Source organism: Reyranella sp. (assembly GCF_965229815.1).
GTDB lineage: Bacteria > Pseudomonadota > Alphaproteobacteria > Reyranellales > Reyranellaceae > Reyranella.
This window is the reverse complement of record NZ_CBDDJN010000006.1, coordinates 442,149-466,461: the sequence shown is the minus strand read 5'-3', so window position 1 is coordinate 466,461 and position 24,313 is coordinate 442,149. Positions and strand designations below refer to the sequence as shown.

The window sequence follows — 24,313 nt, the reverse complement described above, 5'->3', positions numbered from 1 at the left end:
GCGGAGACGATCAGGACTTGGCGTTGCTCTTGATGAAGCCGATCGCGTCGCCGACCGTCTGGATCTTCTCCGCCGCGTCGTCGGGGATCTCGATGCCGAACTCTTCCTCGAACGCCATCACCAGTTCGACGGTATCGAGGCTGTCGGCGCCCAGATCGTCGATGAACTTGGCATCTTCCTTAACCTGCGCCGCTTCGACGCCCAGATGCTCCACCACGATCTTCTTAACGCGCTCGGCAATGTCGCTCATGTCTTGTCCTTCCAGTGATCCAGTTCCCTAGGGCGCCCGAGGGGTCACGATTTCCGGCTCTTATACATAGCTGCCCCTGCATTGGCTAGCGGCAGAAAGCCCACAGAATCAGGCACTTGGGGGCCGCCGATCTCAGATCATCGCCATCCCGCCGTTGATGTGAAGAGTCTGTCCGGTGACATAGGCGGCTTCGTCGCTGGCCAGGTAGACCGCGCCGGCCGCGATTTCCTCGGCCGTCCCGAGCCGGTCGGCGGGGACGCGGCCCAGGATCGACTTCTTCTGGTCGTCCGTCAGGACGTCGGTCATCGGCGTGGCGATGAAACCCGGGGCGATGCAGTTCACGGTGATGGCGCGCGATGCCAGCTCCTGGGCCAGCGACTTCGACATGCCGATCAGGCCGGCCTTCGCAGCCGCATAGTTGGCCTGGCCGGGGTTGCCGGTCACGCCGACGATCGAGGTGATGTTGATCACGCGGCCGAAGCGCCGCCGCATCATGCCGCGCATCGCGGCGCGCGTGAGCCGGAAGGTGCCGGTGAGGTTCACCTGCAGCACCTTCTCCCACTCCTCGTCCTTCATGCGCATCGAGATGTTGTCGCGCGTGATGCCGGCATTGTTGACCAGGATGTCGATCTTGCCCATCGCCGCCTCGGCCTCCTTGGCCAGGCGCTCGATGTCGGCGGCATCGTCCATGCGGGCGGCGACGACGTGCGTGCGCTCCCCGAGCTCGGCCTTCAGCGCCTCCAGCGCCTCGGCGCGGGTGCCGGACAGGGTGACCGTGGCGCCTTGGCCATGGAGCGCCCGGGCGATCGCACCACCGATGCCGCCGGACGCTCCGGTGACCAGGGCGGCTTTGCCGGTCAGATCGAACATGGCGGAATTCCCTAGGCAGTCTTGAGGAAGGCTTCGATGTCGGCCGGCGTGTTGAGCGCGAGGCCGTTCATGTCCTTGTCGATGCGGCGGACCAGCCCGGACAGGACCTTGCCGGCCCCGCACTCCGCCAGCGTCTCGACGCCCTGGGACTTCATGTACTGCACGCTTTCGCGCCAACGCACCAGGCCGGTGACCTGTTCCACCAGGCGCTGCTTGATGGCGCCCGGCTCGGTGATCTCGGCCGCGAGTACGTTGGCGATCAGCGGCACGCGCGGGGTCGCGAGCGGCACGGTCTCGAGCGCCCTGGCCATGGCGTCGGCCGCCGGCTGCATCAGCCGGCAATGGAAGGGGGCACTGACCGGCAGCAGCATGCCGCGCTTGCAGCCCCGCGCCTTGGCCGCCTCGATCGCCCTTTCGACGGCCGCCTTGTGGCCGCTCACCACGACCTGGCCGCCGCCATTGTCGTTGGCCACCGCCACGACTTCGCCCTGGGCGGCCTCCTTGCAGGCCTCCTGAGCCGGCTCCAGCTCGATCCCCAGCAGGGCGGCCATCGCCCCCTCGCCGACCGGCACGGCCTTCTGCATCGACTGCCCGCGCAACTTGAGAAGTCGCGCGGCATCTGCAATTTTCAAGGCGCCGGCAGCGGCCAGGGCGGAATACTCGCCCAGGGAGTGTCCGGCGACGTGGCTCGCCAGGCTGGCCAGCGGCCGGCCGCCTTCCTTCTCGAGGACCGCCACCACCGCCATGCTGACGGCCATCAGCGCCGGCTGGGCATTCTCGGTCAGCACGAGGTCGGATTCCGGCCCTTCCCGCATCAGCTTGGAGAGGTTCTGCTTCAGCGACTCGTCGACCTCCTGGAAGACCTCGCGGGCCGCCGCAAAGGCCTGGGACAGGTCCGTCCCCATGCCGACAGCCTGGGATCCCTGCCCCGGAAACACGAAAGCGCGACTCATGGGCCGGTTCCCCCTTGGTTCTTGGCCTGAAGCGGCCTCCTCCATACAGCAGTCGGGTCGCAGCCGGAACGCCTTGATTTGGGGGGATTTGCCTGTATAACCGCCGCTCTTCGGGACCTGAGTCGGCCCCGATCTCCTTGCCGGCGCAAGCAATCACGCGAAGCGCCGGCTAGGCCCGGGCGGTTGCCGGTCGGCCTCCAGCGGGGGACGCGACGAACGCCGGGTCGCTAACAGCCATAAGGAGCCGTTCGTTTCATGGCACTCTACGAAAACGTCTTCATTGCGCGTCAGGACGTCCCGACGACGCAGGTGGAGGCGCTGACCACCCAATTCTCCGAGCTCGTCGCCGGGCTGGGTGGCACCGTCTCCAAGAAGGAATACTGGGGGCTTCGCTCCCTCACCTACCGCATCAAGAAGAACCGCAAGGGGCACTACACGCTCCTGAACATCGACGCGCCGCCGGCCGCCCTCAAGGAGCTCGAGCGCACGATGTCCATCAACGAGGACATCATTCGCTACCTGACGGTCCGCGTCGACGCGCTCGACGAATCGCCGTCGGCCGTGATGCTGCGCAGCGCCGAGAAGGCCGACCGCCCGGGCGGCGACCGGGGTGACCGCGGCGACCGCTGGGGCGATCGCCCCCGCCGCGAGCGTCCGCGCTTCGGCGATGAACCCGCCCCCGCGCCCACGACGGGAGAAGAAGAATGAGCGCCCAGCGTCGTCCCTTTACCCGCCGCCGCAAGAGCTGCCCCTTCTCCGGCGCCAACGCGCCGAAGATCGACTACAAGGACGTGCGTCTCCTGCAGCGCTTCATCTCGGAGCGCGGCAAGATCGTGCCCAGCCGTATCTCCGCGGTCTCGTCCAAGAAGCAGCGCGAGCTCGCCCAGGCGATCAAGCGCGCCCGCTTCCTGGCGTTGCTGCCCTACGTCATCTCCTGACGAGAGGACACGATCATGCCGATGAACGTCATCCTGCTTGAGCGCGTGCCCAAGCTCGGCCAGATGGGCGATGTTGTGAAGGTGAAGCCCGGCTTCGCCCGCAACTACCTGCTGCCGCAGAAGAAGGCGCTGCGCGCGACCAAGGACAACATCACCTACTTCGAATCGCAGCGGAAGACGCTGGAGGCCCAGAACCTCGAGCGCCGCAAGGACGCCGAGGCGGCGGGCACCAAGATGGCCGACCTCAAGGTCACGCTCATCCGCCAGGCCTCGGAGTCGCTGCAGCTCTACGGCTCGGTCACGTCGCGCGACATCGCCGAGGCGGCAGCCCAGGCCGGCGTCTCGATCGCCCGCAGCCAGGTCGAGCTCGACAAGCCGATCAAGATGCTGGGCGCCCACAAGATCAAGGTCCACCTCCACCCCGAGGTCACGATCGAGATCACGGCACTCATCGCCCGCTCGCAGGACGAGGCCGAATTCCTCGCCGGCGGCGGCACCCTGATCGCCGAGACCGAGCGCGCCGCGATGGAAGCCGCGGAAGCCGCCCAGCGCGCCGCGGAGCAGGCGGCGGCTCTTTTCGAGGACAAGCCCGCTGCCGAGGAAACGGCCGGCGAGCCCGCCGCCGAGGAAGCTCCTGCCGAGAAGCAGTAGCCCGGACCTCGTGCACGACACGCAGCGCATGCCACCCCCGGCGGGTGGCATGCGCTTTTTCTTGTCCGGACCGCCGGCCGGTCGATGATCTGGCGTCTCGGAACCGTGGCGGTCGCGTGCGTCATGGCCCTGCCCCTGCTCGGTGTCGCATCGGGCCTGTTCACGGCGCAGGGTGAGCTCTGGCGGCACCTCGCCGATACCCAGCTCGCCGCCATCACCGCCAACACGCTGGTCCTGCTCGTCGTGGTCGGTTGCGGCACCGTCGCCATCGGCACGGGGACAGCCTGGCTCGTCACGATGTGCCGGTTTCCCGGCGCGCGCCTGCTCCAGTGGGCGCTGCTGCTGCCGCTCGTCCTGCCGACCTACATCATCGGCTACGCATACGCGGACCTGCTCGCTTTCGCCGGCCCGGTCCAGTCGGCGCTGCGCAGCGCCACCGGCTGGAGGCACGGCGACTACTGGTTTCCCGACCTGGGTTCGGCCGCGGGCGTCGGCCTGCTCTTCACCCTCGTCCTCTACGCCTACGTCTACCTCGCGGCGCGCGCGGCCTTCCTGACCCAGTCGCAGGCCTTCATCGAGGCGGCCCGCATCCTGGGAAGCGGTCCATGGCGCGCTTTCGCGGTCATCGGCCTGCCGCTGGCGCGTCCCGCCATCGCCGCCGGCGCCGTGCTTGCCCTGCTGGAGGCGCTCGCCGATTTCGGCACGGTCCAGTACTACGGCGTCCAGACCTTCACGACGGCGATCTACCGGACGTGGTACGGGCTCGGAAACCGCGAGGGCGCGGCGCAGATCTCCCTCGTCCTGATCGCCATCGCCATCCTCCTCGTCCTGGCGGAGCGCCGGTCCCGCGGGCGGGCGCGCTTCCATGCCCCCGCCAACCTGCGGGCGCGCCACGAAGCCCCGGTCCTGTCGGGCTGGAGGGCCGTCGGGGCGACCACCGCCTGCGCCCTGCCGCTGCTCCTCGGCTTCGTGGTGCCGACGGTGCACCTGGCCCAGCTCGCCTGGAACTCCGGCGCGACCCTGCTCGACCCGCGTTTCCTCCACGACACGCTGAACAGCCTGACCCTGGCGGCCGTCGCCGCCGCCATCATCGTCGGCCTCGCGCTGTTCCTGAGCTATGCCGGCAGGCTGATTCGGCGGCGCAATCTCAACCGCCTGATCCAGTTCTCCGCGCTGGGCTACGCGATCCCCGGCTCGGTCATCGCCGTCGGCGTGCTCCTGCCGCTCGCCCTCGCCGACCGCGGCATCGACCTGCTGAGCCGCATCCTGTTCGACGCTCCGACCGGGCTGATGCTCAGCGGCTCGGCCTTCGCGCTCCTGCTGGCCTACACCGTGCGCTTTCTCGCGGTCGGCCTCGCCAATATCGGCCCCGGTCTCGCCGCGATCGATCCGTCGATGGATGCGAGCGCGCGCGTGCTGGGGGCGGCGCCGCGCCAGGTGCTGCGCCGGATTCACCTGCCGATGCTGCGGGTGCCTCTCCTGACCGCAGCCATCGTGGCCTTCGTGGAAGTGATGAAGGAGCTGCCGGCGACCCTGATCATCCGGCCCTTCAACCTCGACACGCTCGCGATCGGCGTCTACCGCTTCGCCTCCGACGAACGGCTGGCGCAGGCCGCCGTCGGCTCCCTGCTGATCGTGCTCGTCTCCCTGGCGCCGGTGATCATGCTCAGCCGCGCGATCACCGGCGCGGCCGGAAGGACTACTTCCAGCCAGCCTTATCCATGAGCTTCAGGGCCTCGGCGTTGTTCTGCGCGAACACGCGCGCGTTGAGCTGATCCTCCTTGAAGCTGCCCAGCGACTTCAGCTGGGGGGACAGTTCGACGCCGGCCACGACCGGATACTCGGAGTTGCCCTCGGCGAAGTACTTCTGCGCCTGCGGCGACACGAGATACTCCAGGAACTTCACGGCCGCGGCCTTGTTCGGAGCGTGCCGCGCCACGGCGCCCGCACTGATGTTGACGTGCGCGCCCCGGTTGGACTGGTTCGGGAACACCACGCCCACCTTCGACGCGACTTCATTGTCTGCGGGCTTCTTCGAGCGCAGCAGATTGACGTAGTAGTACGTGTTGGCGATGGCGATCACGCCCTCGCCCGCGGCGGCTGCCTTGATCTGATCGGTGTCGCCGCCGCGCGGCGGACGCGCGAGGTTCGCCGCCACGCCCCGGCACCAGGCCTCCGTCTTGTCCGCCCCGTCGGCCGCCAGCAGGGAACCCACCAGCGACTGGTTGTAGATGTGACCGGAGGGACGGATCAGCAGCTTGCCCTTCCACTTGGGATCGGCGAGATCCTCGTAGTTCTTGGGCGCATCCGCCGCGGTCACCATCTCCTTGTTGTAGAAGATCACGCGGGCGCGCTTCGAGAAGCCGAACCAGCTGTTGTCCGGGTCGCGAAGATGAGCCGGCACGGCCTTGAGCAGGACCTCGGACGTCACGGGTTGGAGAAGGTCCATCTGGCGGGCGCGCTCGATGCGGCCCGCATCGGTCGTGATCAGCACGTCGCACGGACTCTTGTCGCCTTCGGTCTTGAGGCGCTGGACCAGCGGATCAGGCTCGGCATCGACGCGGTTGATCTTGACGCCGGTCAGGTCGGAGAAATTGCCGTAGAGGGCTTCGTCGGTGTTGTAGTGCCGGGCCGAGTAGAGATTGAGCGTCCCCGCCTGAGCTTCCGCACGTCGAAATATCATGATCCCGGCGCCGAAGGCCACGCCGGTCTTCATCAAGCCGCGTCTGTTCACGATCACCCTCCCTTGCGATTGCATCGCATTCCCGCGTTTATCACTCGAAGTGCAGCCTCGCAATTCAAGCGAGAGTGATTTTCACAGGCATTCCGAACTGGGGGTGCGCAGGCCTTTGCCTTGAAATTGCCATCTGGACTAACATTTGGCCAACCGACCCCGCCGCAAAGGAACGGCAATGCTGCTAGCCCAGGTACTTGCCCGCGTTATGGGCGAAGGCCAGCTTACGATCATCGATCACGCCGGCGTGACCCACCGCGTGCAGGCGCACCGGGCCGGTCCCGCGGTGACGATACGCCTCCACGACCGATGGACGGGCATGCGCCTCGCCCTTCGTCCGCGCCTGGCCCTGGGGGAGGCCTACATGGACGGCACGCTCACCATCGAGGACGGCGGCGACATCTACGACCTGCTCGACCTGCTGGGGCGCAACATGGCGGCGCTCGAGAGCACGCCCGTCCTGCGCTGGTCCTACACCATCCAGCGCTGGCTGCGGGCGATCGAGCAGTACAATCCGATCGGCACCGCCCAGCGCAACGTCGCCCATCACTACGACCTGAAGGACCAGCTCTACGACTTCTTCCTCGACCGCGACCGCCAGTACTCCTGTGCCTACTTCCGCAACGGCGACGAGCCCCTGGAAGAGGCCCAGCTCGACAAGAAGCGGCACATCGCGGCCAAGATGCTATTGAAGCCGGGCCAGAAGGTCCTCGACATCGGCTCGGGATGGGGCGGCCTGGCGCTGTTCCTTGCGCAGGAGTTCGGGGTCGACGTAACCGGCGTCACCCTGTCCCGCGAGCAGCATGCCGTCTCCAGCCGCCGCGCGCTCGAAGGCGGCGTCGCCGACCGCGTCCGCTTCAAGCTCCTGGACTACCGCCAGGAGCCGGACCGGTTCGACCGCATCGTGTCGGTGGGGATGTTCGAGCATGTCGGCGCCGCCCACTACCTCGAGTTCTTCAGCAAGGCCAAGGAACTGCTGGCCGATGACGGCGTGATGCTTCTGCACTCGATCGGGCGCATGGAGCCTCCTGGTGGCACCAACACCTGGCTGCGCAAGTACATCTTCCCGGGCGGCTATACGCCTGCCCTGTCCGAAGTGCTGGCCGCCATCGAGAAGGTCGGCCTGTGGGTCACCGACATCGAGGTCCTGCGCCTGCACTATGCAGAGACGCTGCGCCATTGGCGCGAGCGCTTCCTGGCCAATCGCGACCGCATCAAGCAGATGGCCGGCTACGACGACCGGTTCTGCCGCATGTGGGAGTTCTACCTCGCTGGCTGCGAGATCTCGTTCCGGTACATGAACCAGATGGTCTTCCAGATCCAGCTGGCCCGCCGGCAGGATGCCGTGCCGTTCACGCGCGACTACATGCTGGACGCAGAAAAGGGCATCGCGACCGCCCGATCCATGGCGGCCGAGTAGAACCGGGTTTTCCCCGCAATCCTTCGATTGGCGGCGGTGTTGATCAACGCCGCCCCTTTTGGGATGGTGGCCCTCCCCTCAGGTTCCTAAGAAGGCTCTGCCATGGAGCCATTGAAAGACTCGTCGAACGTCACGCGCCTGCCCGGCGCCGAAGACATGCGCCTGCGCGAGCCGCCGCACAATTTCGAGGCGGAGCAGGCGCTGCTGGGCGCGATCCTCGTCAACAACGCCGCCTACCAGCGCGTGGCCGAGTTCCTGCGGCCCGAGCATTTCGCCGATCCGCTGCACGGCAAGCTCTACGATTCCCTGTCGCGCCTGATCGAGCGCGGCCAGATCGTGAGCGCCGTCACCCTCAAGACCTATGTCGAGCAGGACGAGGACATGAAGGCCGCCGGCGGCGCGACCTACCTGGCGCGTCTCGCCGCCGCGTCCGTGCACGTGATCGACGCCGCGGCCTTCGGACAGTCGGTGCACGACCTCTACCTGCGCCGCCAGCTCATCGACATCGGCGAAGGCGTGGTCAACGGCGCCTTCGGCAGCGGCGACGTCGACGAGACGGCCCTGTTGCAGATCGAGGTGGCCGAGAAGAAGCTCTACGACCTCGCGAGCACCGGCCAGACCGAGGGCGGCTTCAAGGCCTTCCGGGTGGCCCTCACCGAAGCCACGGTGGCCGCCGAGGCGGCCTACCACCGCGTCGGCCAGCTGACCGGCGTGGCGTCCGGCCTGTTCCAGCTCGACCAGCTCCTGGGCGGCCTGCACCGCTCGGATCTCATCATCCTGGCCGGCCGTCCCTCGATGGGAAAGACGGCGCTCGCCACCAACATCGCCTTCAACGCCGCCCGCGCCTATCGCGAGGAGATCGTCGACGGCCGGCCGAAGGCGGTCGACGGCGCCGTGGTCGGCTTCTTCTCCCTGGAAATGTCGTCCGAGCAGCTCGCCACGCGCATGCTCGCCGAGCAGGCCGAGGTGCCTTCGGAGAAGATCCGCAAGGGCGAGCTGATCAGCGCCGACTTCGACCGCGTGCTCTCGGTCAGCCAGGAACTCGAGCACCTGAACTTCTTCATCGACGACACGCCGGCCCTGTCGATCGCCGCCCTGCGCACCCGCGCCCGCCGCCTGAAGCGGACCCACGGGCTCGGCCTGCTGGTCGTCGACTATCTGCAGCTCCTCGCCCCGTCGGGCAAGAACCGCCAGGACAACCGCGTCCAGGAAGTCTCGGAGATCACGCGCGGCCTGAAGACGCTGGCCAAGGAGCTAGACGTGCCGGTGCTGGCGCTGTCGCAGCTCAGCCGCGCCGTCGAGCAGCGCGAGGACAAGCGGCCGCAGCTCGCCGACCTGCGCGAATCCGGGTCGATCGAGCAGGATGCCGACGTCGTCATGTTCGTCTACCGCGAGGAATACTATCTCACCCGTTCCGAGCCGGCGCGGCGCGCCGAGGAGAACGACCAGCGCTTCAACGAGCGCCACGACGCGTGGAAGCAGCGCTGCGAGCAGACCTACGGCAAGGCCGAGGTGATCGTGGCCAAGCAGCGCCACGGCCCCACCGGGATCGTGCGCCTGGCCTTCGAGGGCCAGTTCACGAAGTTCGGCAACCTGCCGGCCGACGGCGACGGGCCGAGCCCGATCTTCGAATGAGCGCCCCCTCCCCGCACGACCGCGGCCCCCCCTCCATCACGGGCTTCGCGAAACGCCGGCGTGAGATACGATAGGACATGTCTGCGTCGGACGACTCCACGCGCCGGGCCGGCGCCATCCTCACGGTCAATGTCGGAGCCATCGCCGCCAACTGGCGCGGGCTGCGCGATGCCGGCCGCGCCGCCGGCCGGCCGATCGACTGCGCCGCCGTGCTCAAGGCCGACGCCTACGGGACCGGCGCGGCGATGGTGGGTCCGCGGCTGGCGGCCGAGGGCTGCCGACAGTTCTTCGTCGCCCATATCGACGAGGGCATCGCGCTGCGCGCGGTGCTGCCCGAGCATCCGATCTACGTCCTGAATGGCCTCCTGCCCGGCACCGAGGGCGATCTGGTCGAACACGGGCTGACGCCCGTCCTCAACCACCTGGGCCAGCTCAACGCCTGGCGCGCCACGGCCCAGCGCTTCAACCGGCCGCTCGACGCCGTGATCCACATCGATACAGGCATGCACCGGCTCGGATTCGACGCGGAGGACGCGCAGGCGCTGATCAACGAGCGCGGCCGGCTGCGCGGGCTGCGGCTGGCGCTGATCATGAGCCACCTCGTGGCCTCCGAGGAGCCCAACAACGCCATCAACGTCGAGCAGCTGTCGCGCTTCCGCAACTTCGTGCGGGCGATGCCGGGCGCGCCGGCCTCGCTCGCCAATTCGTCCGGCATCTTCCTCGGCCCCGACTTCCACTTCGACCTGCTGCGGCCGGGCGCCGCGCTCTACGGCATCAACCCGCTGCCCGGGCGCGACAACCCGATGCTGCCGGTGGTCACCCTGCATGCGCGGGTCCTGCAGACCCGCCAAATTGACGCTTTCCAGACCGTTGGCTACGGTGGCGCCTGGCGTTCGGCGCGGCCGAGTCGCGTGGCAACGATCGCTCTTGGATATGCCGACGGCTACTTCCGGATCCTCATCAACCGCACGCACGTGCACGTCGCGGGACACCGGGTTCCCGTGATCGGCCGCATCTCGATGGATCTCGTGACCCTCGACGTGACCGAAGTGCCGGAGCAGGTCTGCGACGTCGGCAGCCTGGTCGAGGTGCTGGGTCCGCATCTCACGCCCGACGACCTCGCCGACCACGGACGCACCAATGCCTACGAGGTCATGACGTCGCTCGGCCGGCGCTACGCCCGCGTCTATGTCGACCGCGCGGAGCCCGACGCGTGAACGTTCCGCTCGTGACCCTGCTGGGACGCATGACGCTGGCCTTCCTCGAGGCCATCGGCTCGGTCAGTGCCTTCGCCTTCGAGGCTGTCCGCTGCGTGCTGCAGCCGCCCTGGTACCACCGCCAGATTCTCCGCCAGATGATGGAGATCGGCTATTACTCCCTGCCCGTCGTCGGCCTGACCGCCATCTTCACCGGCATGGTCCTGGCGCTGCAGAGCTATACCGGCTTCGCCCGTTTCTCGGCCGAAAGCGCCATCCCGAACGTGGTGGTGGTGTCGCTGACCCGGGAGCTGGGTCCTGTCCTCGCCGGCCTGATGGTGGCCGGCCGGGTCGGCGCCGCCATGGCGGCCGAGATCGGCACCATGCGGGTGACCGAGCAGATCGACGCGCTGAAGACGCTGTCGACGAACCCCTTCAAGTACCTCGTCGTGCCGCGCCTGATCGCCGGCATCGTGACGCTGCCGATCCTGGTGCTGATCGCCGACATCATCGGCGTGCTGGGCGGCTTCCTGGTCGGCGTCTACAAGCTCGACTTCAACGACGTCGCCTATCTGCGCAACACGCTGGACTTCCTCGAGTTCCAGGACGTGTTCTCCGGCCTGGTCAAGGCCGCGGTGTTCGGCTTCCTGATCACCCTGATGGGCTGCTACCACGGCTACAATTCGCGCGGCGGCGCGCAGGGCGTCGGCCTGGCGACCACCAACGCCGTCGTCTCGGCATCGATCCTCATCCTGACCTTCAACTACTTCATCACCGAAGCCTTCTTCTCGATCTGATGGCCCTCCCGAAGATCTCCGTCCGCGGCGTCACCAAGGCCTTCGGCGCCAAGCAGGTGCTGCGCGGCATCGACCTCGACGTCGAGACCGGCCAGTCGATGGTGGTGATCGGCGGCTCGGGCAGCGGCAAGTCCGTCCTCCTCAAGTGCATCCTCGGCCTGATCCGCCCCGACTCGGGCTCGATCAAGATCGACGGCGAGGAGACGGTCGGCCTGAGCGACCGCGAGCGCGCCCGCGTCATGCACAAGTTCGGCATGCTGTTCCAGGGCGGCGCCCTGTTCGATTCGTTGCGCGTCTGGGAGAACGTGGCCTTCGGCCCCATCCAGAGCGACGGTATGCCGGCCGCGGAGGCCCACAAGGTGGCGATCGCCAAGCTGGGTGCGGTCGGGCTGACTCCGGAGATCGGCGACCTCCATCCGGCGGAGCTGAGTGGCGGCATGCAGAAGCGCGTGGCGCTGGCCCGGGCCATCGCCCGCGAGCCGGAGATCATCTTCTTCGACGAGCCCACGACCGGCCTCGACCCGATCATGGCCGACGTCATCAACGACCTCATCGTGAAGTGCGTCAGCGACCTCGGCGCCACCGCCATCTCGATCACCCACGACATGGCGTCGGCGCGCAAGATCGGGCACCGTATCGGCATGCTCTACGAAGGTCGGCTGATCTGGCAGGGATCGACGGCGGAGATCGACCGGTCGGGCAACGCCCATGTCGACCAGTTCATCCACGGCCGCGCCGAAGGCCCGATCAAGATGCAGGTCCGGAGCCTCTGACGATGGCGAGCCCGCTCAGCCTCGAGCAGGCCCGTCGCTGGTTCGCCGAGGATCTGCGCATGCTCGGCCATCTCTCCGATGAACGCGTGATCGACGCCTTCGCCGCGGTGCCGCGCGAGCTTTTCGCCGGCCCCGGTCCGTGGCGCATCCGGCATTCGGTCGACGGCTACTGGACGACACCCGACGACGATCCACGCCAGCTCTACCACAACGTGCTGGTGGCCCTCGACGAGACGCGCGGCCTGAACATCGGCGAGCCGCTGCTGTGGGCGACCCACTTCGACCGGACCGGCCTCGAGGAGGGCGATCGGGTCCTGCAGATCGGCACCGGTTCGGGCTACTACACGGCGATCCTGAGCGAGCTGGTCGGATCGACGGGACGCGTCGACGCGATCGAGATCGATGCGCCACTCGCCTCGGCCGCGACCCGTAACCTGGAGGGATGGCCGGCGGCGAAGGTTGCCCTGGGCGACGCCGCCACCCCCCTTTCGGGCCGATGGGACCTCGTCGTGGCTTTCGCCGGAGCGACCGCGCCGCATGCCTGGTGGCTCGATGCCCTGGCCGACGGCGGCCACCTGCTGCTGCCGCTGACAGCCGGAAACCTGGGACGGGGCGGCGGCTTCATGCTGCGGGTCGAACGGCAGGGCGACCTTCTGCACGCGCAGTCGGCCGGCTGGGTGGGATTCTATCCTTGCGCCGGCGCCCGCAACCTCCAGGACGAGGCGGCGCTGGACGCGGCCCTCGAGGACCCTGCCGGACAGGCTGCCGTGCGCAGCCTGCGCCGCGATGCCCACGAGGCGGACGAGTCGTGCTGGCTGCACCGGGTGGGCTGGTGCCTGTCCAAGCGCGACCTCCATTGACATGGCGCGCCCGCTCAAGCGCTTCGTCTGCCAGTCGTGCGGCTCCGTCACGAGCAAGTGGAACGGCCGCTGCGAATCCTGCGGCGAATGGAACACGATCGTCGAGGAGGCGGCCCCCGCGCCGGGACCGGCCGGCGGCGGGCTGGCGCGGGCCGGCAAGGGCCGGCTGCTCGAGTTCGCCGGCCTGCGCGGCAGCACGCCGCAACCGGAACGCTACCGCAGCGGCATCGCCGAGTTCGACCGGGTCTGCGGCGGCGGCCTGGTCGTGGGCTCGGCGCTGCTGATCGGCGGCGATCCGGGCATCGGCAAGTCGACGCTGCTGCTGCAGGTCGCGGCGGCGCTGGCCCGCCAGAACACGTCCTGCGCCTACATCTCCGGCGAGGAAGCGCTCGACCAGGTGCGCCTGCGCGGCGAGCGGCTGGGGCTGGGCGACGCGCCGGTGCAGCTCACCGCCGCCACGTCGGTGCGCGACATCGTAGCGACGCTGGAGCGGCCGGACGCACCGAAGGTGGCGGTGATCGATTCCATCCAGACCATGTGGCTGGACACGATCGACAGCACGCCGGGCACGGTGAGCCAGGTGCGCGCCTCGGCCCAGGCCCTCGTCGAGCTCGCCAAGCGCCGCGGCATCGCCGTCCTGCTGGTCGGGCATGTGACCAAGGACGGCGCCATCGCCGGCCCGCGCGTGCTCGAGCACATGGTCGACACGGTGCTCTATTTCGAGGGCGAGCGCGGGCATCAGTTCCGCATCCTGCGCACGGTGAAGAACCGCTTCGGCCCGACCGACGAGATCGGCGTGTTCGAGATGTCGGACCGGGGCCTCGCCGACGTCGCCAACCCCTCGGCGCTGTTCCTCGGAGAGCGGCGCGGCCATGTCTCCGGTGCCTGCGTCTTCGCCGGCATCGAGGGCACTCGTCCGCTGCTGGTCGAGATCCAGGCCCTCGTCGCCCCGACCTCCTTCGCGACCCCGCGCCATGCGGTGGTCGGCTGGGACAGCAACCGCCTGGCCATGGTGCTGGCGGTGCTGGAGGCGCGCTGCGGCTTCGCGGTCGGCGCCAACGACGTCTACCTGAACGTCGCCGGCGGCCTGCGCATCGGCGAGCCGGCGGCGGACCTCGCCGTCGCGGCCGCCGTCGTCTCCTCGCTGGCGGACGAGCCCGTCCCGGCGGACATGGTGGTATTTGGCGAGATCGGCCTGGGCGGCGAGGTCCGCCCGGTCGGCCAGCGCGAGGCACGCCTCCGCGAGGCCGCCAAGCTCGGGTTCCGCAGCGCGCTCGTGCCGCGCGGCCGCGCCGGATCGACGCCGGCACGGCCGGCCGAGGGCATCGCCATTGACGAAATCGAGCATCTGTCAGACCTTGTGGCGCGATTTCAGCCGGCGGACAGGGCTCCCAGGCGGACGCGCCGCGAAGGCGCATCGGATCGAGGTCGCGGCGGGGGCCGTGGCGAAGCGGGAACCGTCGGGTAACGGAGCGTTCGGGGGCAATGGAGCAGCTGGGAATCACCGTCTTCGACGTGGCCGTCATCGCGGTCGCGTTCTTTGGGGCCATGATCGGCCTTTCCACAGGCTTCGCGCATGCCGTCCTGTTCATCGCCTCATGGATCGCAGCTGGCTGGGCAGCCTGGCGCTTCGGCAAGGTCGTGCAGCCCGAGATCGAGAAGCTCGTGGGCAGCCCCGACCTTGCTTATTTCCTGTCGATGCTGGCGGTTTTCGTCGGCGCCCTGATCGTGCTCGTCATGCTGACGAACGCCCTGTCACGATCGGTGCGGGCGAGCCCTCTCGGCAAGCCCGATCGCATCCTGGGGGCCGGCTTCGGTGTCCTCTGCGCCTGGGTCGCCATCGGCACGGCCTTCCTGTTCTGGGGCTATCTCGGACCGCGGACGCTGCCGCCGGTCGTCGAGGGGGCCGCGACGTTCCCCATGATCAAGGAGATGGCGAACTTTGTGGAGCCGTATCTGCCGCCCGGCTTCCGCACGCGGCTTCAAGGTCGGGGAGGGGCCGAACCCGCGACGATTCCCGGCACTTCCCCCGCCGCTCCCACCGACACGGTGACCCCGCCGACCACGGAAAAGACCGAGAGCAGCCCCCCCCCTGCCTCCGCGACGCCCCCTGCCTCCGCGACGCCGCCGGCCACGACTGCTCCGCCGGCCTCCGGGACGCCGCCGGGCACCAAACCGCCGCAGTGAGTTATCCTTGATGGCGCAGCGGGAAGTCACCAGTTATAACCCCGCCGTGTCCAGTGCCCCCAAACGCCTCGACCACGACCTCGACAAGTTTCACGAGGAATGTGCGTTGTTCGGCATCTTCGGGACGTCAGATGCTGCCGCCCATACGGCGCTGGGCCTGCACGCCCTGCAGCACCGCGGCCAGGAAGCCGCGGGCATCGTCACCTTCGACGGCAAGAAATTCCACAATCACCGCGCCGCCGGCCTGGTCGGCGACATTTTCGGCGAGCAGTCGGTCATCGCCAAGCTGCCCGGCTACTCGGCGATCGGCCACAACCGCTACGCCACGACCGGCGGCTCGTCCGACCGCAATATCCAGCCGATCTTCGCCGACTTCGACTTCGGCGGCCTGGCCCTCGCCCACAACGGCAACCTCACCAACGCCTACCTGCTGCGAAAGGAGCTGGTGCGGATCGGCTGCCTGTTCCAGTCGACGACCGACACCGAAGTCATCAACCACCTGATCGCCCGCTCCGACTACTCGACCGTGGTCGATCGCGTGATCGACGCGCTGGGGCGGGTCAAGGGCGCCTACTCCCTGCTGCTGCTGACCAACGACGAGCTGCTGGGCGTGCGCGACCCGATGGGCATCCGGCCGCTCGTCATCGGCCGCCTCGAGGACGCCTGGATCCTGACCTCGGAGAGCTGCGCGCTGGACATCATCGGCGCCCGCTTCGTGCGCGACGTCGAGCCCGGCGAGATCGTGATCGTCGACGGGACGGGCCTGCGCTCGATCAAGCCGTTCACCCGCCAGAAGCACCGCTTCTGCGTGTTCGAGCACATCTACTTCGCCCGTCCGGATTCGCGGGTCGAGGGCATCGGCGTCTACGACGCCCGCAAGCGCATCGGCATCGAGCTCGCCAAGGAAAGCCCGATTCCGGCCGACGTCGTCGTGCCGGTGCCCGATTCGGGCGTGCCGGCGGCGATCGGCTATGCGGCGAAGTCGGGCCTGCCGTTCGAGCTCGGCATCATCCGCAACCACTATGTCGGCCGGACCTTCATCGAGCCGGCCGACCACATCCGCCATCTTGGCGTGCGCCTGAAGCACAACGCCAACCGCGCCCATATCGAGGGCAAGCGGGTGATCCTGGTGGACGATTCGATCGTGCGCGGCACCACCTCGATGAAGATCGTCGAGATGGTCCGCAACGCCGGGGCGCGCGAGGTCCACATGCGCATCGCCGCGCCGCCGACCACCAACCCCTGCTTCTACGGCATCGACACGCCGCAGCGCGAAAAGCTGCTGGCCTCGCGCTACGACGTCGCCGGCATGGCCAAGTTCATCGGCGTCGATTCCCTCGCCTTCCTGTCGATCGACGGGCTCTATCGCGCCATGGGCCTGCCCGGCCGCAGCCCGGACGATCCGACCTTCTGCGACGCCTGCTTCACCGGCGACTATCCGGTCGCGCTGGATGACCTCGAAGGCGTCGAGGATCGCCAGCTTTCCCTGCTCGCCGAATCGGCCTGAGGGCCCGCCCATGACGGCCGCCTCTCCCGGCCGGCTGGCCGGTCGCGTCGCGCTGGTCACCGGCGCCTCGCGCGGGCTCGGCGCCGCCGCTTCCGTCGCCTTCGGCGGCGAGGGCGCCCACTGTATCCTGGTCGCCCGCACGGTCGGCGGCCTCGAGGAAGTCGACGACCGCATCCGCGCGGTCGGCGGCACGGCGACGCTGGTGCCGCTCGACGTCACCGACGGGCCGGGCATCGACCGGCTGGGCGCCGCCCTCCACGAACGCTTCGGCCGCCTCGACGTCCTGCTGGGCAATGCCGGCGTGCTCGGCATGCTGTCGCCGGTCGGCCATATCGAGCCCGACGTTTTCGAGCGGGTGATGTCGGTGAACGTCACCGCCAACTGGCGACTGATTCGCTCGCTCGACCCACTGCTGCGCGCCTCCGATGCCGGCCGCGCGATCTTCGTCACTTCCGGCATCGCGCGCCGCGCCGTTCCCTACTGGAGCGCCTACGCCGCCAGCAAGGCGGCGCTCGAGGAGCTGGTGCGCACCTACGCCGCCGAGGTCGCGCACACGGCCGTGCGGGCCAATCTCTACAATCCGGGGCCGATGCGCACGGCGATGCGCGCCCAGGCCTTCCCGGGCGAAAATCCCGAGCAGCTGCCGCCTCCCGATGCCCACGCCGAGGGGCTGATCCGGCTGGCGCTGCCGTCGTGCACCGTCACCGGAGAGTGGATCGCGGGCGACAGCGACCTTCCGGCGCCGCCCGCCTGACTGTCCGTCTCGCCCACCCGCCGGGCGGGCCTATCGAACCTTGGCCTATCGAACCTTGGCGGGGCGGACCGGCGCACGGTCGCCGGCGATGATGCGGCCGTTGATGCGCTCGATGGCGCGATCGATGCAGTACTTCAGCTCCGCCGCTTCCTTCCAGCGCGCGACCTCGTCGGGCGTGTCCGGCGAGGGCGTGACGGTCCGGGCCGGGGGCGCCCGACGACAGCTTGCGAAGCCCTGAGCATCCTCGTCGTGGCCCGAGCGGCCGAGCGCGTTCTCGATCTTGCGGCTGAAGCTGGGATAGGGGCCGCCGTCCGACGTCCAGGACAGGTAATCCGACGCCGCCCCCAGCGCGATCAGCAGATCCAGTCGATCGCTGGGCGTCGGCCCGTATTCGACCCGGTCGAGGAAGGCCACGGCGGTGTTGAGGCGCGGCGTCGAATCCGTCGGATCGAGGTCGGCGGCGCGCAGATACTTCTCGGCCGCGCCGCCGAAATCGCCGCTGGCGCGCAGGACGTTGCCCCATTCCACGAACAGCGACGCCGGCGCCGCACTCTTCGTCGCGGCCGTCGCGTAGCGCCGCGCGGCGTCGGCGAGCATGGCCATCTCCTCGGGATGGCCGATCGCCACCGACACGTTCCCCGACTGGCTGCGGCGATGGGCGATCAGCATCCACTGCCGGTAGATCAGGTAGCCTTCGAGCCGGCGCACCAGGGCATCCAGCACGTCGCTGCGCCGTTGCGGGATGGCGTTCAGCTTCTTGACCGCATCCGCAAACGTCGACTCGGCGAGATAGAGCTGCCACTGGACCTGCGAGGCGCGGTCCTGCGACCAGGGCAGGCCGGCCGTCCCTTCGTGGATCGACACGCCCTTGCGTACATAGGCGTCGATGAGGATCGCCAGCGCGGTCGGCGAATCCGGCATGTGGCCCAGCGATTCCCCGAAGCGGCCGATCGCCTGGTCGAGCTCGCTGAGCTGCTGGGGGCGGTCGAGACCCGACAGGGCCGCCGCGCGGGCGAGATGGATGCGCCCGTACACGTAGGGAACCCAGGGCAGGTCCTCGTCCCGTCCGCGCTCCAGGATGCGGGCGATCAGGCCTTGGGTCCGGGCGAACGCGCAGCGCTCGCGGCGCCCCTGGATGCGCCACTCCTCGCGGGCGACGATGGGTATCTCGGGCGGCACCCCGGCATCGAGATTGCTGCAGCGCCGGGCTTCGGCGGCGAACACGTAGGACGCCGCCACCTTGGGATCGATGAAGGCGATGGCGCTCAACGCCACGCATTCCAAGATCTCGTCGAGCGCCGTCGGCGTGTCGCCGGCCTCGCAGGTGGCCCGGGCGCCGAGCTGCCCCGCCATGCTGATCGACGCCACGTAGCCCGCCGGCTGGGCCCGGACGACGATCGAGGCGCGGATGGTCGGCCGCGCGGCGCCGAACATCCCGGCGATCTCGCGCACGCTGGCGCGCAGCGACAGCGGCGCTCCCGGCAGCTGCAGGTCGATCGGGTTGGACGATTGGTCGACGTAGAGCTTGCGCCATTCGCTGACGCCGGCGCGCTGGATCAGGTCGATCTGCTTGGCGATCTGCTGGGCCGCCAGGTCGGAGGTCGGCGCGCCCTTCACGTCGGGCAACTGCACGATCACCGGCTCGATGACGATCCCATCCTTCCAGCCCTCGCGGAAGATCAGGATCGCCACGAGACTCACGCCGACCGTCACTGCCACCGAGACGGCGACCTTGCGGACGAGCTCAAGCCACCGGACGACATCCTCGAACAGCGAATAGGCCGAGGTCGTCGGCTTTGCCCCGGATGCCGGCGATGCCGGCTTGGCCTCCGAGGCCGGAGAAGGTGCAGGGTCGATGGGCACGGTGCCCCCCGCGCGAGACCAGACGGGACTATTCTATGGCTGCCGGAAGCGTCCCCGCAACACGGCTCGACCGCCTCAGCGCTTGCGCGCCCGTCCGGCGTAAGGGTTCTTGGGCTTTCGCATGGTGAGGCGTATGGGAACGCCCGGCAGCCCGAAATCGTCGCGCAGGCGGTTGATCAGGAAGCGAAGATAGTCGCCTCCCAGCTCCTCGGGCTGGCTCACCGAGACCACGAAGGTCGGCGGCCGCTTCTTGATCTGGGTGATGAAGCGCAGCCGGATGCGCCGCCCGTTGCTGGCGAGCGGCGGCGGATGCAGCGTTTCCATCTCGCGCAGCCAGCGATTGAGCTTCGGGGTCGGCACCCGCCGGTTCCAGATTTCGTAGGTCTCGAAGACCTTGGGCATCAGCCGGTCGAGGCCGCGGCCGGTCAGGGCCGAGAAGCCGACGATGGGCACGTCCTTCACCTGGGCGAACGACGCTTCGAGCCGGTCCGACAGCTTGCGCCAGGCCCGGCTTGCGGCCGCCTGGTCGTCGGCCAGCAGATCGGTCTTGTTGACCGCGATCACCAGCGCGCGGCCTTCCTCGATCACCCAGCCGGCCACGGCGAGGTCCTGCTTCTCCAGCATGTTGGCGGCGTCGAGCACCACCACGGCCACGTCGGCGAGGCGAATGGTATCCAGCGTGTCGGCGACCGAGGCCGCCTCGAGCTTGGCCTCGATGCGGCTGCGGCGGCGCATGCCGGCCGTGTCGACCAGGCGGATCGGCCGTCCCTTCCATTCCCACTCGACCCGGATCGCGTCGCGCGTGATGCCGGCCTCGGGACCCGTGAGCACCCGTTCCTCGCCGACCAACCGGTTCAGCAGGGTGGACTTGCCGACGTTGGGACGGCCGACGATCGCCAGCAGCAGCGGCCGCGAGGGATCGTCGTCCTCCTCGGCTCCATCGCCCTCGCCGGGCTCGCCGTCGGCCTCGTCCTCCTCCTCGGCCATCGGCTGGATATGACGCGCCAGCGCCTCGTGCAGGTCGCTCAGCCCCTCGCCATGCTCGGCCGACACCGGGATCGGCTCTCCGAGACCGAGACCGTGCGCCTCAGCCAGCCCCTGTCGGCCGGCGCGGCCCTCGCACTTGTTGGCCACCAGGATGACCTTGTCCGCCCGCTTGCGCAGCCAGCCGGCGAAGCTCTCGTCGAGCGGCAACACGCCCGCCCGCGCATCGAGCAGGAACAGGACCACGTCGGCGCTGTCGACGGCACGCTCCGTGAAGCGGCGCATGCGCGCCTCCAGCGCCTCGCCGCCCGCCGTTTCCCAGCCCGCCGTGTCGAGCAGGGTGAAGGCGAGGTCGCCGAGTTGCGCGGGCGCCTCGCGAATGTCGCGCGTCACGCCGGGCGTGTCGTCGACGATGGCGCGGCGGCGGCCCACCAGGCGGTTGAACAGGGTGGATTTGCCGACGTTTGGCCGCCCGACGATGGCGACCGTGGGAAGCGGAGGCCGTCGGTCGTCAGCGGAGGGCAATGAGCCTGCCCGTGTCGGTCAGCACGTAGATGGTGCGGTTGGCGATCACCGGGCCGAGGCGCATCGGATCGCGCAAGTCGATCTTGCCCAGCACCGCGCCGGTGTAGGGAGACAGCGCCAGCAGCTCGCCCAGAGTGCCGCCCACCAGCAGCCGATCGCCCGCGAGGACGGGGCCCGACCACAGGACCGGCTTGCGCCGCTTGTCGTCGTGGTACTGCGTGAGCGGCGTCACCCATTTGATCTTGCCGGTGTCGCGCGCCACGGCGACGATGTCGGCCGTCGCGGTCGTGGCGAACAGGAAGCGCCCGGCCGCCCACGGCGTCTGGTTGCCGCCGATATTGCGCTCCCACATGCGCTGGCCGGAATTGAGGTCGACGGCCGAGAGCTGTCCCGCGGTGCCCATCGCCAGCACGACGCCGCGATCGATCACCGGCCGGCCGCGAATGTCGGTCAGGTTGCCGAAGGCTCGCACCTCGCCGCGCGTGCCGATCATCGTCTCGTTCCAGACGGGACGACCGTTGTCGGCGCGCAGGCCGACCAGCTCGCCAGAGGTGAACGGCGCCACGATGTAGTCCCGCGCGCCTGCCGGACTGTTGCCGCCGACATAGCCGGCCGTCTCCTGCAGCGCGGTGTACTGCCAGAGCTCGGCGCCATCGACGGCGGCCAGGGCCTGCAGCTTGTTGTCGATGCCGATCACGTAGACACGGTCGGCGAACACCAGCGGCGCTCCCCGCACGGGCGCGCTCACCGTCGACATCCAGATTTCCGATCCGTCGGCCGGGTTGAGCGAGTAGACCGCCGCGTAGCCCGTGGTCGCGAACAGCCGCCCGCCATGGTAGGCGAGGCCGCCGCCGAATTCGTCGCCGTCGCGCGCCTTCTCGGGCTTCAGCGTGACGCGCCACAGGAGCTGGCCCGTATCGGCATTGTAGGCCGAGATCGTGCTCTCGGCGTCCTTGGCGAAGACCTTGCCCTCGGCCACGATCGGCGGCGAGGTGAGGATCCGCGAGGAGGTCGAGCCCGCGCCGACATCCGCCCGCCAGATCACCTGCGGCGCATCGCTGACCGCGAGGTTGTACATCGCGTAGTTCGGGAAGCCGCCGGACTGCGGCCACGACTCGTTGACGGTGGGCGCCGGCAGGGTCACTTCGACGCCCGCCATGTCGGCATCGGGCTCGATGTCGCCCCGCTCAGAGAAGACCGGAATGCGCTCGCCGGTCAGTGGCGTCTTGCTCTTGCCGAAGATGTCGCCGATCGAATCGCAGCCCGAGAGCCCGGTGGCGAGCACGAGAGCGAGGCAGAAGCGGGAGATACCCGCCGGACGGACCATGGACATCCCTACTTCGCCTCCGGTGCCCCGTAGAGATTGAGCATCGCAGCCGCACGCTGTGCGGCGCCCTGCGGGGCCTGCCGGTCCTTGGCGATCTCGCTCCACAGCTCGCGGGCGCGCTTGACGTCGCCTTTGCGCGCCGCCACCAGCGCCTGCAACTCCTGGACGCTCAGCCGGAACGCGCCGTCGGGCCCCGCCAAGGGCTCGAGTTGGGCCACCATTTCCTGCGCCTTGGGCGTATCCACGCTCTTGTAGGCGGCGATCACGCGCGCGAGGTCCCTGAGTTCGGGCGCCGAAAGGGTGGGAGCCACCGCAACCAGCGCGGCGATCTCGGCGTCTGGAGGTTCGCGCAGCTGGGCGGCGAGCAAGGCCGCCATCGACCGGTAGGGTTCGGGCGCGCTGGCGGCCTGGCTTTCCAGAGCCGTGCGCGCCGCCGCCGGATCCTTGGCGACCTGCAGCAGCGCGTCCGAATAGGCCGCGCTGGCCTCGGCCCGCTGGCTTGTCCGGTACTGCCGCCACCCGACGGTGGCGGCGGCGGCCACGACGACGAGCACGGCGGCGGCCACGACCCAGGTGCCCCAGCGTTTCCACCAATCCCGGAGCTCGTCCTTGCGGACGGCGTCGTCGATCTCATGAAAGGCGGCGGAATCTGACACGTTCGCTCCAGGATTTATCGCGAAATATCAACGGCTTCAGGCGCGTTCATAGACCCCCGCCCGGCCTTTGGCAAACCACGGAACCAAGGCTTTCTGGGGGCGCTTTACCCCTCCTCGCGGTTCTGCAACAATTCGCGCCAACGTCATGATGCAAGTCGCGGCGGCATGAGCAACCTCTACCGTTTGGCCGATCAACGGGCCCGACGCCGCATCGTCGCATTCGACCGCCGGGAACTGTCTCGGCTCCTGAACCTGTACAGCATGCGGGTCGCGACCGGCGAGTGGCGGGACTATGCCATCGACTTCCGGCCGGGCATCGCGATCTTCTCCATCTTCCGCCACACCGCCGAACAGCCGCTTTTCGCCATCGCCAAGGTGCCGCCCGGGGGCAGCCAGAGCCGCTACATGGTCTACAACGGTCCGCGCCGGCTGGCGCACGGCGATTCCCTGGAGGACGTCCTGGCCATCTTCGAGCGCCGGCTGCAGCTTCTACGGAGCTGACCGGCCCGGCCGCCGGCTCAGGCGAAGGCCGCCGTGTACTCTTCCGGCTTGAAGCCGACCAGCAGCCGGCCCCCGGTCTCGAGCACCGGTCGCTTGATCATCGACGGCTGGGCCGCCATGAGCGCGATCGCCCGGTCGCGGTCGAGTTCCTGCTTGTCGCCGTCGGGCAGCTTTCGAAACGTCGTTCCGGCCCGATTGAGCAGCTTCTCCCAGCCGACGGCCGACGACCAGGCTTCGAGTTGGGCGCGCTCGACGCCTGCCGTCTTGTAGTCGTGAAAGACATACGGGACGCCCCTGGCATCCAGCCAGGCGCGCGCCTTCTTCATCGTGTCGCAGTTCCTGATGCCATAAATCGTCACCGTCACGTGATCAGCTCCGTCCGGGGGCCGCCGGAATTCGCCGGACGGCCGATGTCGGGACCTGGATATCCCGTTCGTCCTCGGGATAGCAAACCCCACCTGGAGATGTCCGATGCCGGCCGACCGCGACCTTGTCCTCACCCGCCTGATCGACTGTCCGCGGCACAAGCTGTGGCGCGCCTGGACCGAGCCCACCCTGCTGAAACAGTGGTTCGCCCCCAGGCCCTGGACCACGCCGGTGGCGGAGCTCGACGTGCGCCCGGGCGGTTCGGCGCTGATCGTGATGCGCGGGCCCGACGGCAACGACATGCCCAACCGCGGCGTCTATCTCGAGGTCGTGCCGGAGCGGCGTCTGGTCTCCACCGATGCCTATGGCAGCGCATGGGAGCCGTCGGACAAGCCGTTCATGACCCTGATCATCACTCTCGACGACGAGGCCGGAAAGACGCGCTATACGGCGTGCGTCCGTCACTGGTCGGTGGCCGACCGCGAAGCGCACGAGAAGATGGGCTTCCACCAGGGATGGGGCCTTTGCACCGATCAGCTCGAAGCCCTCACTACCAAGATCTGAAG

At 68.9% G+C, this 24,313-nt stretch carries 25 protein-coding genes; 16 read left to right on the top strand and 9 right to left on the bottom strand.

Annotated features, from left to right (window positions below):
• Positions 1-10: 10 nt before the first annotated feature.
• The 3 genes from ACO073_RS13560 to fabD form a co-directional block, all read right to left on the bottom strand.
• The gene (locus tag ACO073_RS13560; RefSeq protein WP_092820995.1) at positions 11-250 is read right to left on the bottom strand and encodes an acyl carrier protein; all 240 of its coding nucleotides are present in this window, start codon (positions 248-250) and stop codon (positions 11-13) included.
• Between the two features lie 132 nt (positions 251-382).
• Positions 383-1,120 carry a 3-oxoacyl-[acyl-carrier-protein] reductase gene (fabG, locus tag ACO073_RS13555; RefSeq protein WP_421997982.1) on the bottom strand — a complete coding sequence of 246 codons (738 nt, stop codon included), beginning with the start codon at positions 1,118-1,120 and terminating at the stop codon, positions 383-385.
• Between the two features lie 11 nt (positions 1,121-1,131).
• The gene (gene fabD / locus ACO073_RS13550) at positions 1,132-2,073 is read right to left on the bottom strand and encodes an ACP S-malonyltransferase (protein WP_421997981.1); all 942 of its coding nucleotides are present in this window, start codon (positions 2,071-2,073) and stop codon (positions 1,132-1,134) included.
• 255 nt (positions 2,074-2,328) lie between these two features.
• Here fabD and rpsF point away from each other — a divergent pair, with 255 nt between their 5' ends.
• The 4 genes from rpsF (at position 2,329) to ACO073_RS13530 (ending at position 5,387) form a co-directional block, all read left to right on the top strand.
• Positions 2,329-2,781: a 30S ribosomal protein S6 gene (rpsF, locus tag ACO073_RS13545; protein WP_421997980.1), complete on the top strand. Its 453-nt coding sequence runs from the start codon at positions 2,329-2,331 to the stop codon at positions 2,779-2,781.
• Positions 2,778-3,011, top strand: a complete 234-nt coding sequence (rpsR, locus tag ACO073_RS13540) for a 30S ribosomal protein S18 (RefSeq protein WP_085933286.1) — start codon at positions 2,778-2,780, stop codon at positions 3,009-3,011. The genes rpsF and rpsR overlap by 4 nt, the downstream gene beginning before the upstream one ends.
• A gap of 15 nt (positions 3,012-3,026) precedes the next feature.
• Positions 3,027-3,662, top strand: coding sequence for a 50S ribosomal protein L9 (rplI, locus tag ACO073_RS13535; protein ID WP_421997979.1), 636 nt, complete (start codon positions 3,027-3,029; stop codon positions 3,660-3,662).
• A gap of 84 nt (positions 3,663-3,746) precedes the next feature.
• Positions 3,747-5,387 (top strand): ABC transporter permease, encoded by a 1,641-nt coding sequence (locus ACO073_RS13530; RefSeq protein ID WP_421997978.1) that lies wholly within the window; start codon positions 3,747-3,749, stop codon positions 5,385-5,387.
• On the opposite strand, the gene ACO073_RS13525 is transcribed toward ACO073_RS13530, so the two are convergent.
• Positions 5,362-6,396: a Fe(3+) ABC transporter substrate-binding protein gene (locus ACO073_RS13525; RefSeq protein ID WP_421997976.1), complete on the bottom strand. Its 1,035-nt coding sequence runs from the start codon at positions 6,394-6,396 to the stop codon at positions 5,362-5,364. The genes ACO073_RS13530 and ACO073_RS13525 overlap by 26 nt on opposite strands.
• A 178-nt stretch (positions 6,397-6,574) precedes the next feature.
• Between ACO073_RS13525 and ACO073_RS13520 the strand changes: the two genes are divergently transcribed.
• From ACO073_RS13520 to ACO073_RS13475, 10 genes are all read left to right on the top strand, one after another.
• The gene (locus ACO073_RS13520) at positions 6,575-7,816 is read left to right on the top strand and encodes a class I SAM-dependent methyltransferase (RefSeq protein ID WP_421997975.1); all 1,242 of its coding nucleotides are present in this window, start codon (positions 6,575-6,577) and stop codon (positions 7,814-7,816) included.
• A gap of 102 nt (positions 7,817-7,918) precedes the next feature.
• Positions 7,919-9,451, top strand: coding sequence for a replicative DNA helicase (locus ACO073_RS13515; protein WP_421997974.1), 1,533 nt, complete (start codon positions 7,919-7,921; stop codon positions 9,449-9,451).
• 77 nt (positions 9,452-9,528) lie between these two features.
• Positions 9,529-10,668 carry an alanine racemase gene (gene alr / locus ACO073_RS13510; RefSeq protein WP_421997973.1) on the top strand — a complete coding sequence of 380 codons (1,140 nt, stop codon included), beginning with the start codon at positions 9,529-9,531 and terminating at the stop codon, positions 10,666-10,668.
• Positions 10,665-11,444 carry an MlaE family ABC transporter permease gene (locus ACO073_RS13505; protein WP_421997972.1) on the top strand — a complete coding sequence of 260 codons (780 nt, stop codon included), beginning with the start codon at positions 10,665-10,667 and terminating at the stop codon, positions 11,442-11,444. Before alr ends, ACO073_RS13505 begins: the two co-directional genes overlap by 4 nt.
• Positions 11,444-12,217 (top strand): ABC transporter ATP-binding protein, encoded by a 774-nt coding sequence (locus ACO073_RS13500; protein ID WP_421997971.1) that lies wholly within the window; start codon positions 11,444-11,446, stop codon positions 12,215-12,217. Before ACO073_RS13505 ends, ACO073_RS13500 begins: the two co-directional genes overlap by 1 nt.
• A 2-nt stretch (positions 12,218-12,219) precedes the next feature.
• Entirely contained in the window at positions 12,220-13,077 is an 858-nt protein-coding gene (locus ACO073_RS13495) for a protein-L-isoaspartate O-methyltransferase family protein (protein WP_421997970.1), read from the top strand.
• Between the two features lies 1 nt (position 13,078).
• A complete protein-coding gene (gene radA / locus ACO073_RS13490) occupies positions 13,079-14,545 on the top strand; it encodes a DNA repair protein RadA (RefSeq protein WP_421997969.1) in 1,467 nt (488 codons plus the stop codon).
• A gap of 17 nt (positions 14,546-14,562) precedes the next feature.
• A complete protein-coding gene (locus ACO073_RS13485; protein WP_421997968.1) occupies positions 14,563-15,264 on the top strand; it encodes a CvpA family protein in 702 nt (233 codons plus the stop codon).
• 46 nt (positions 15,265-15,310) lie between these two features.
• Positions 15,311-16,771: an amidophosphoribosyltransferase gene (purF, locus tag ACO073_RS13480; RefSeq protein WP_421997967.1), complete on the top strand. Its 1,461-nt coding sequence runs from the start codon at positions 15,311-15,313 to the stop codon at positions 16,769-16,771.
• Positions 16,772-16,781: 10 nt separating this feature from the next.
• Positions 16,782-17,525 carry an SDR family NAD(P)-dependent oxidoreductase gene (locus ACO073_RS13475; protein ID WP_421997966.1) on the top strand — a complete coding sequence of 248 codons (744 nt, stop codon included), beginning with the start codon at positions 16,782-16,784 and terminating at the stop codon, positions 17,523-17,525.
• 45 nt (positions 17,526-17,570) lie between these two features.
• Here ACO073_RS13475 and ACO073_RS13470 read toward each other — a convergent pair whose 3' ends face one another.
• From ACO073_RS13470 to ACO073_RS13455, 4 genes are all read right to left on the bottom strand, one after another.
• Complete coding sequence (locus ACO073_RS13470) at positions 17,571-19,388, bottom strand: hypothetical protein (protein ID WP_421997965.1); 1,818 nt, start codon at positions 19,386-19,388, stop codon at positions 17,571-17,573.
• A 75-nt stretch (positions 19,389-19,463) separates the two neighbouring features.
• Positions 19,464-20,897 (bottom strand): ribosome biogenesis GTPase Der, encoded by a 1,434-nt coding sequence (gene der / locus ACO073_RS13465; RefSeq protein ID WP_421997964.1) that lies wholly within the window; start codon positions 20,895-20,897, stop codon positions 19,464-19,466.
• Entirely contained in the window at positions 20,884-22,230 is a 1,347-nt protein-coding gene (locus ACO073_RS13460; protein WP_421997962.1) for a PQQ-binding-like beta-propeller repeat protein, read from the bottom strand. The genes der and ACO073_RS13460 overlap by 14 nt, the downstream gene beginning before the upstream one ends.
• Positions 22,231-22,232: 2 nt before the next feature.
• On the bottom strand, positions 22,233-22,880 hold the full coding sequence (locus ACO073_RS13455) for a tetratricopeptide repeat protein (protein ID WP_421997961.1): 648 nt from the start codon (positions 22,878-22,880) through the stop codon (positions 22,233-22,235).
• A gap of 165 nt (positions 22,881-23,045) precedes the next feature.
• On the opposite strand from ACO073_RS13455, the gene ACO073_RS13450 reads away from it, so the two are divergent.
• Positions 23,046-23,381 (top strand): DUF2794 domain-containing protein, encoded by a 336-nt coding sequence (locus ACO073_RS13450; RefSeq protein WP_421997960.1) that lies wholly within the window; start codon positions 23,046-23,048, stop codon positions 23,379-23,381.
• 17 nt (positions 23,382-23,398) lie between these two features.
• Here the strand turns inward: ACO073_RS13450 and ACO073_RS13445 are convergent, their stop codons facing one another.
• A complete protein-coding gene (locus ACO073_RS13445) occupies positions 23,399-23,746 on the bottom strand; it encodes an ArsC family reductase (protein WP_421997958.1) in 348 nt (115 codons plus the stop codon).
• A 106-nt stretch (positions 23,747-23,852) separates the two neighbouring features.
• Between ACO073_RS13445 and ACO073_RS13440 the strand changes: the two genes are divergently transcribed.
• Entirely contained in the window at positions 23,853-24,311 is a 459-nt protein-coding gene (locus tag ACO073_RS13440; protein ID WP_421997957.1) for an SRPBCC family protein, read from the top strand.
• Positions 24,312-24,313 lie beyond the last annotated feature (2 nt).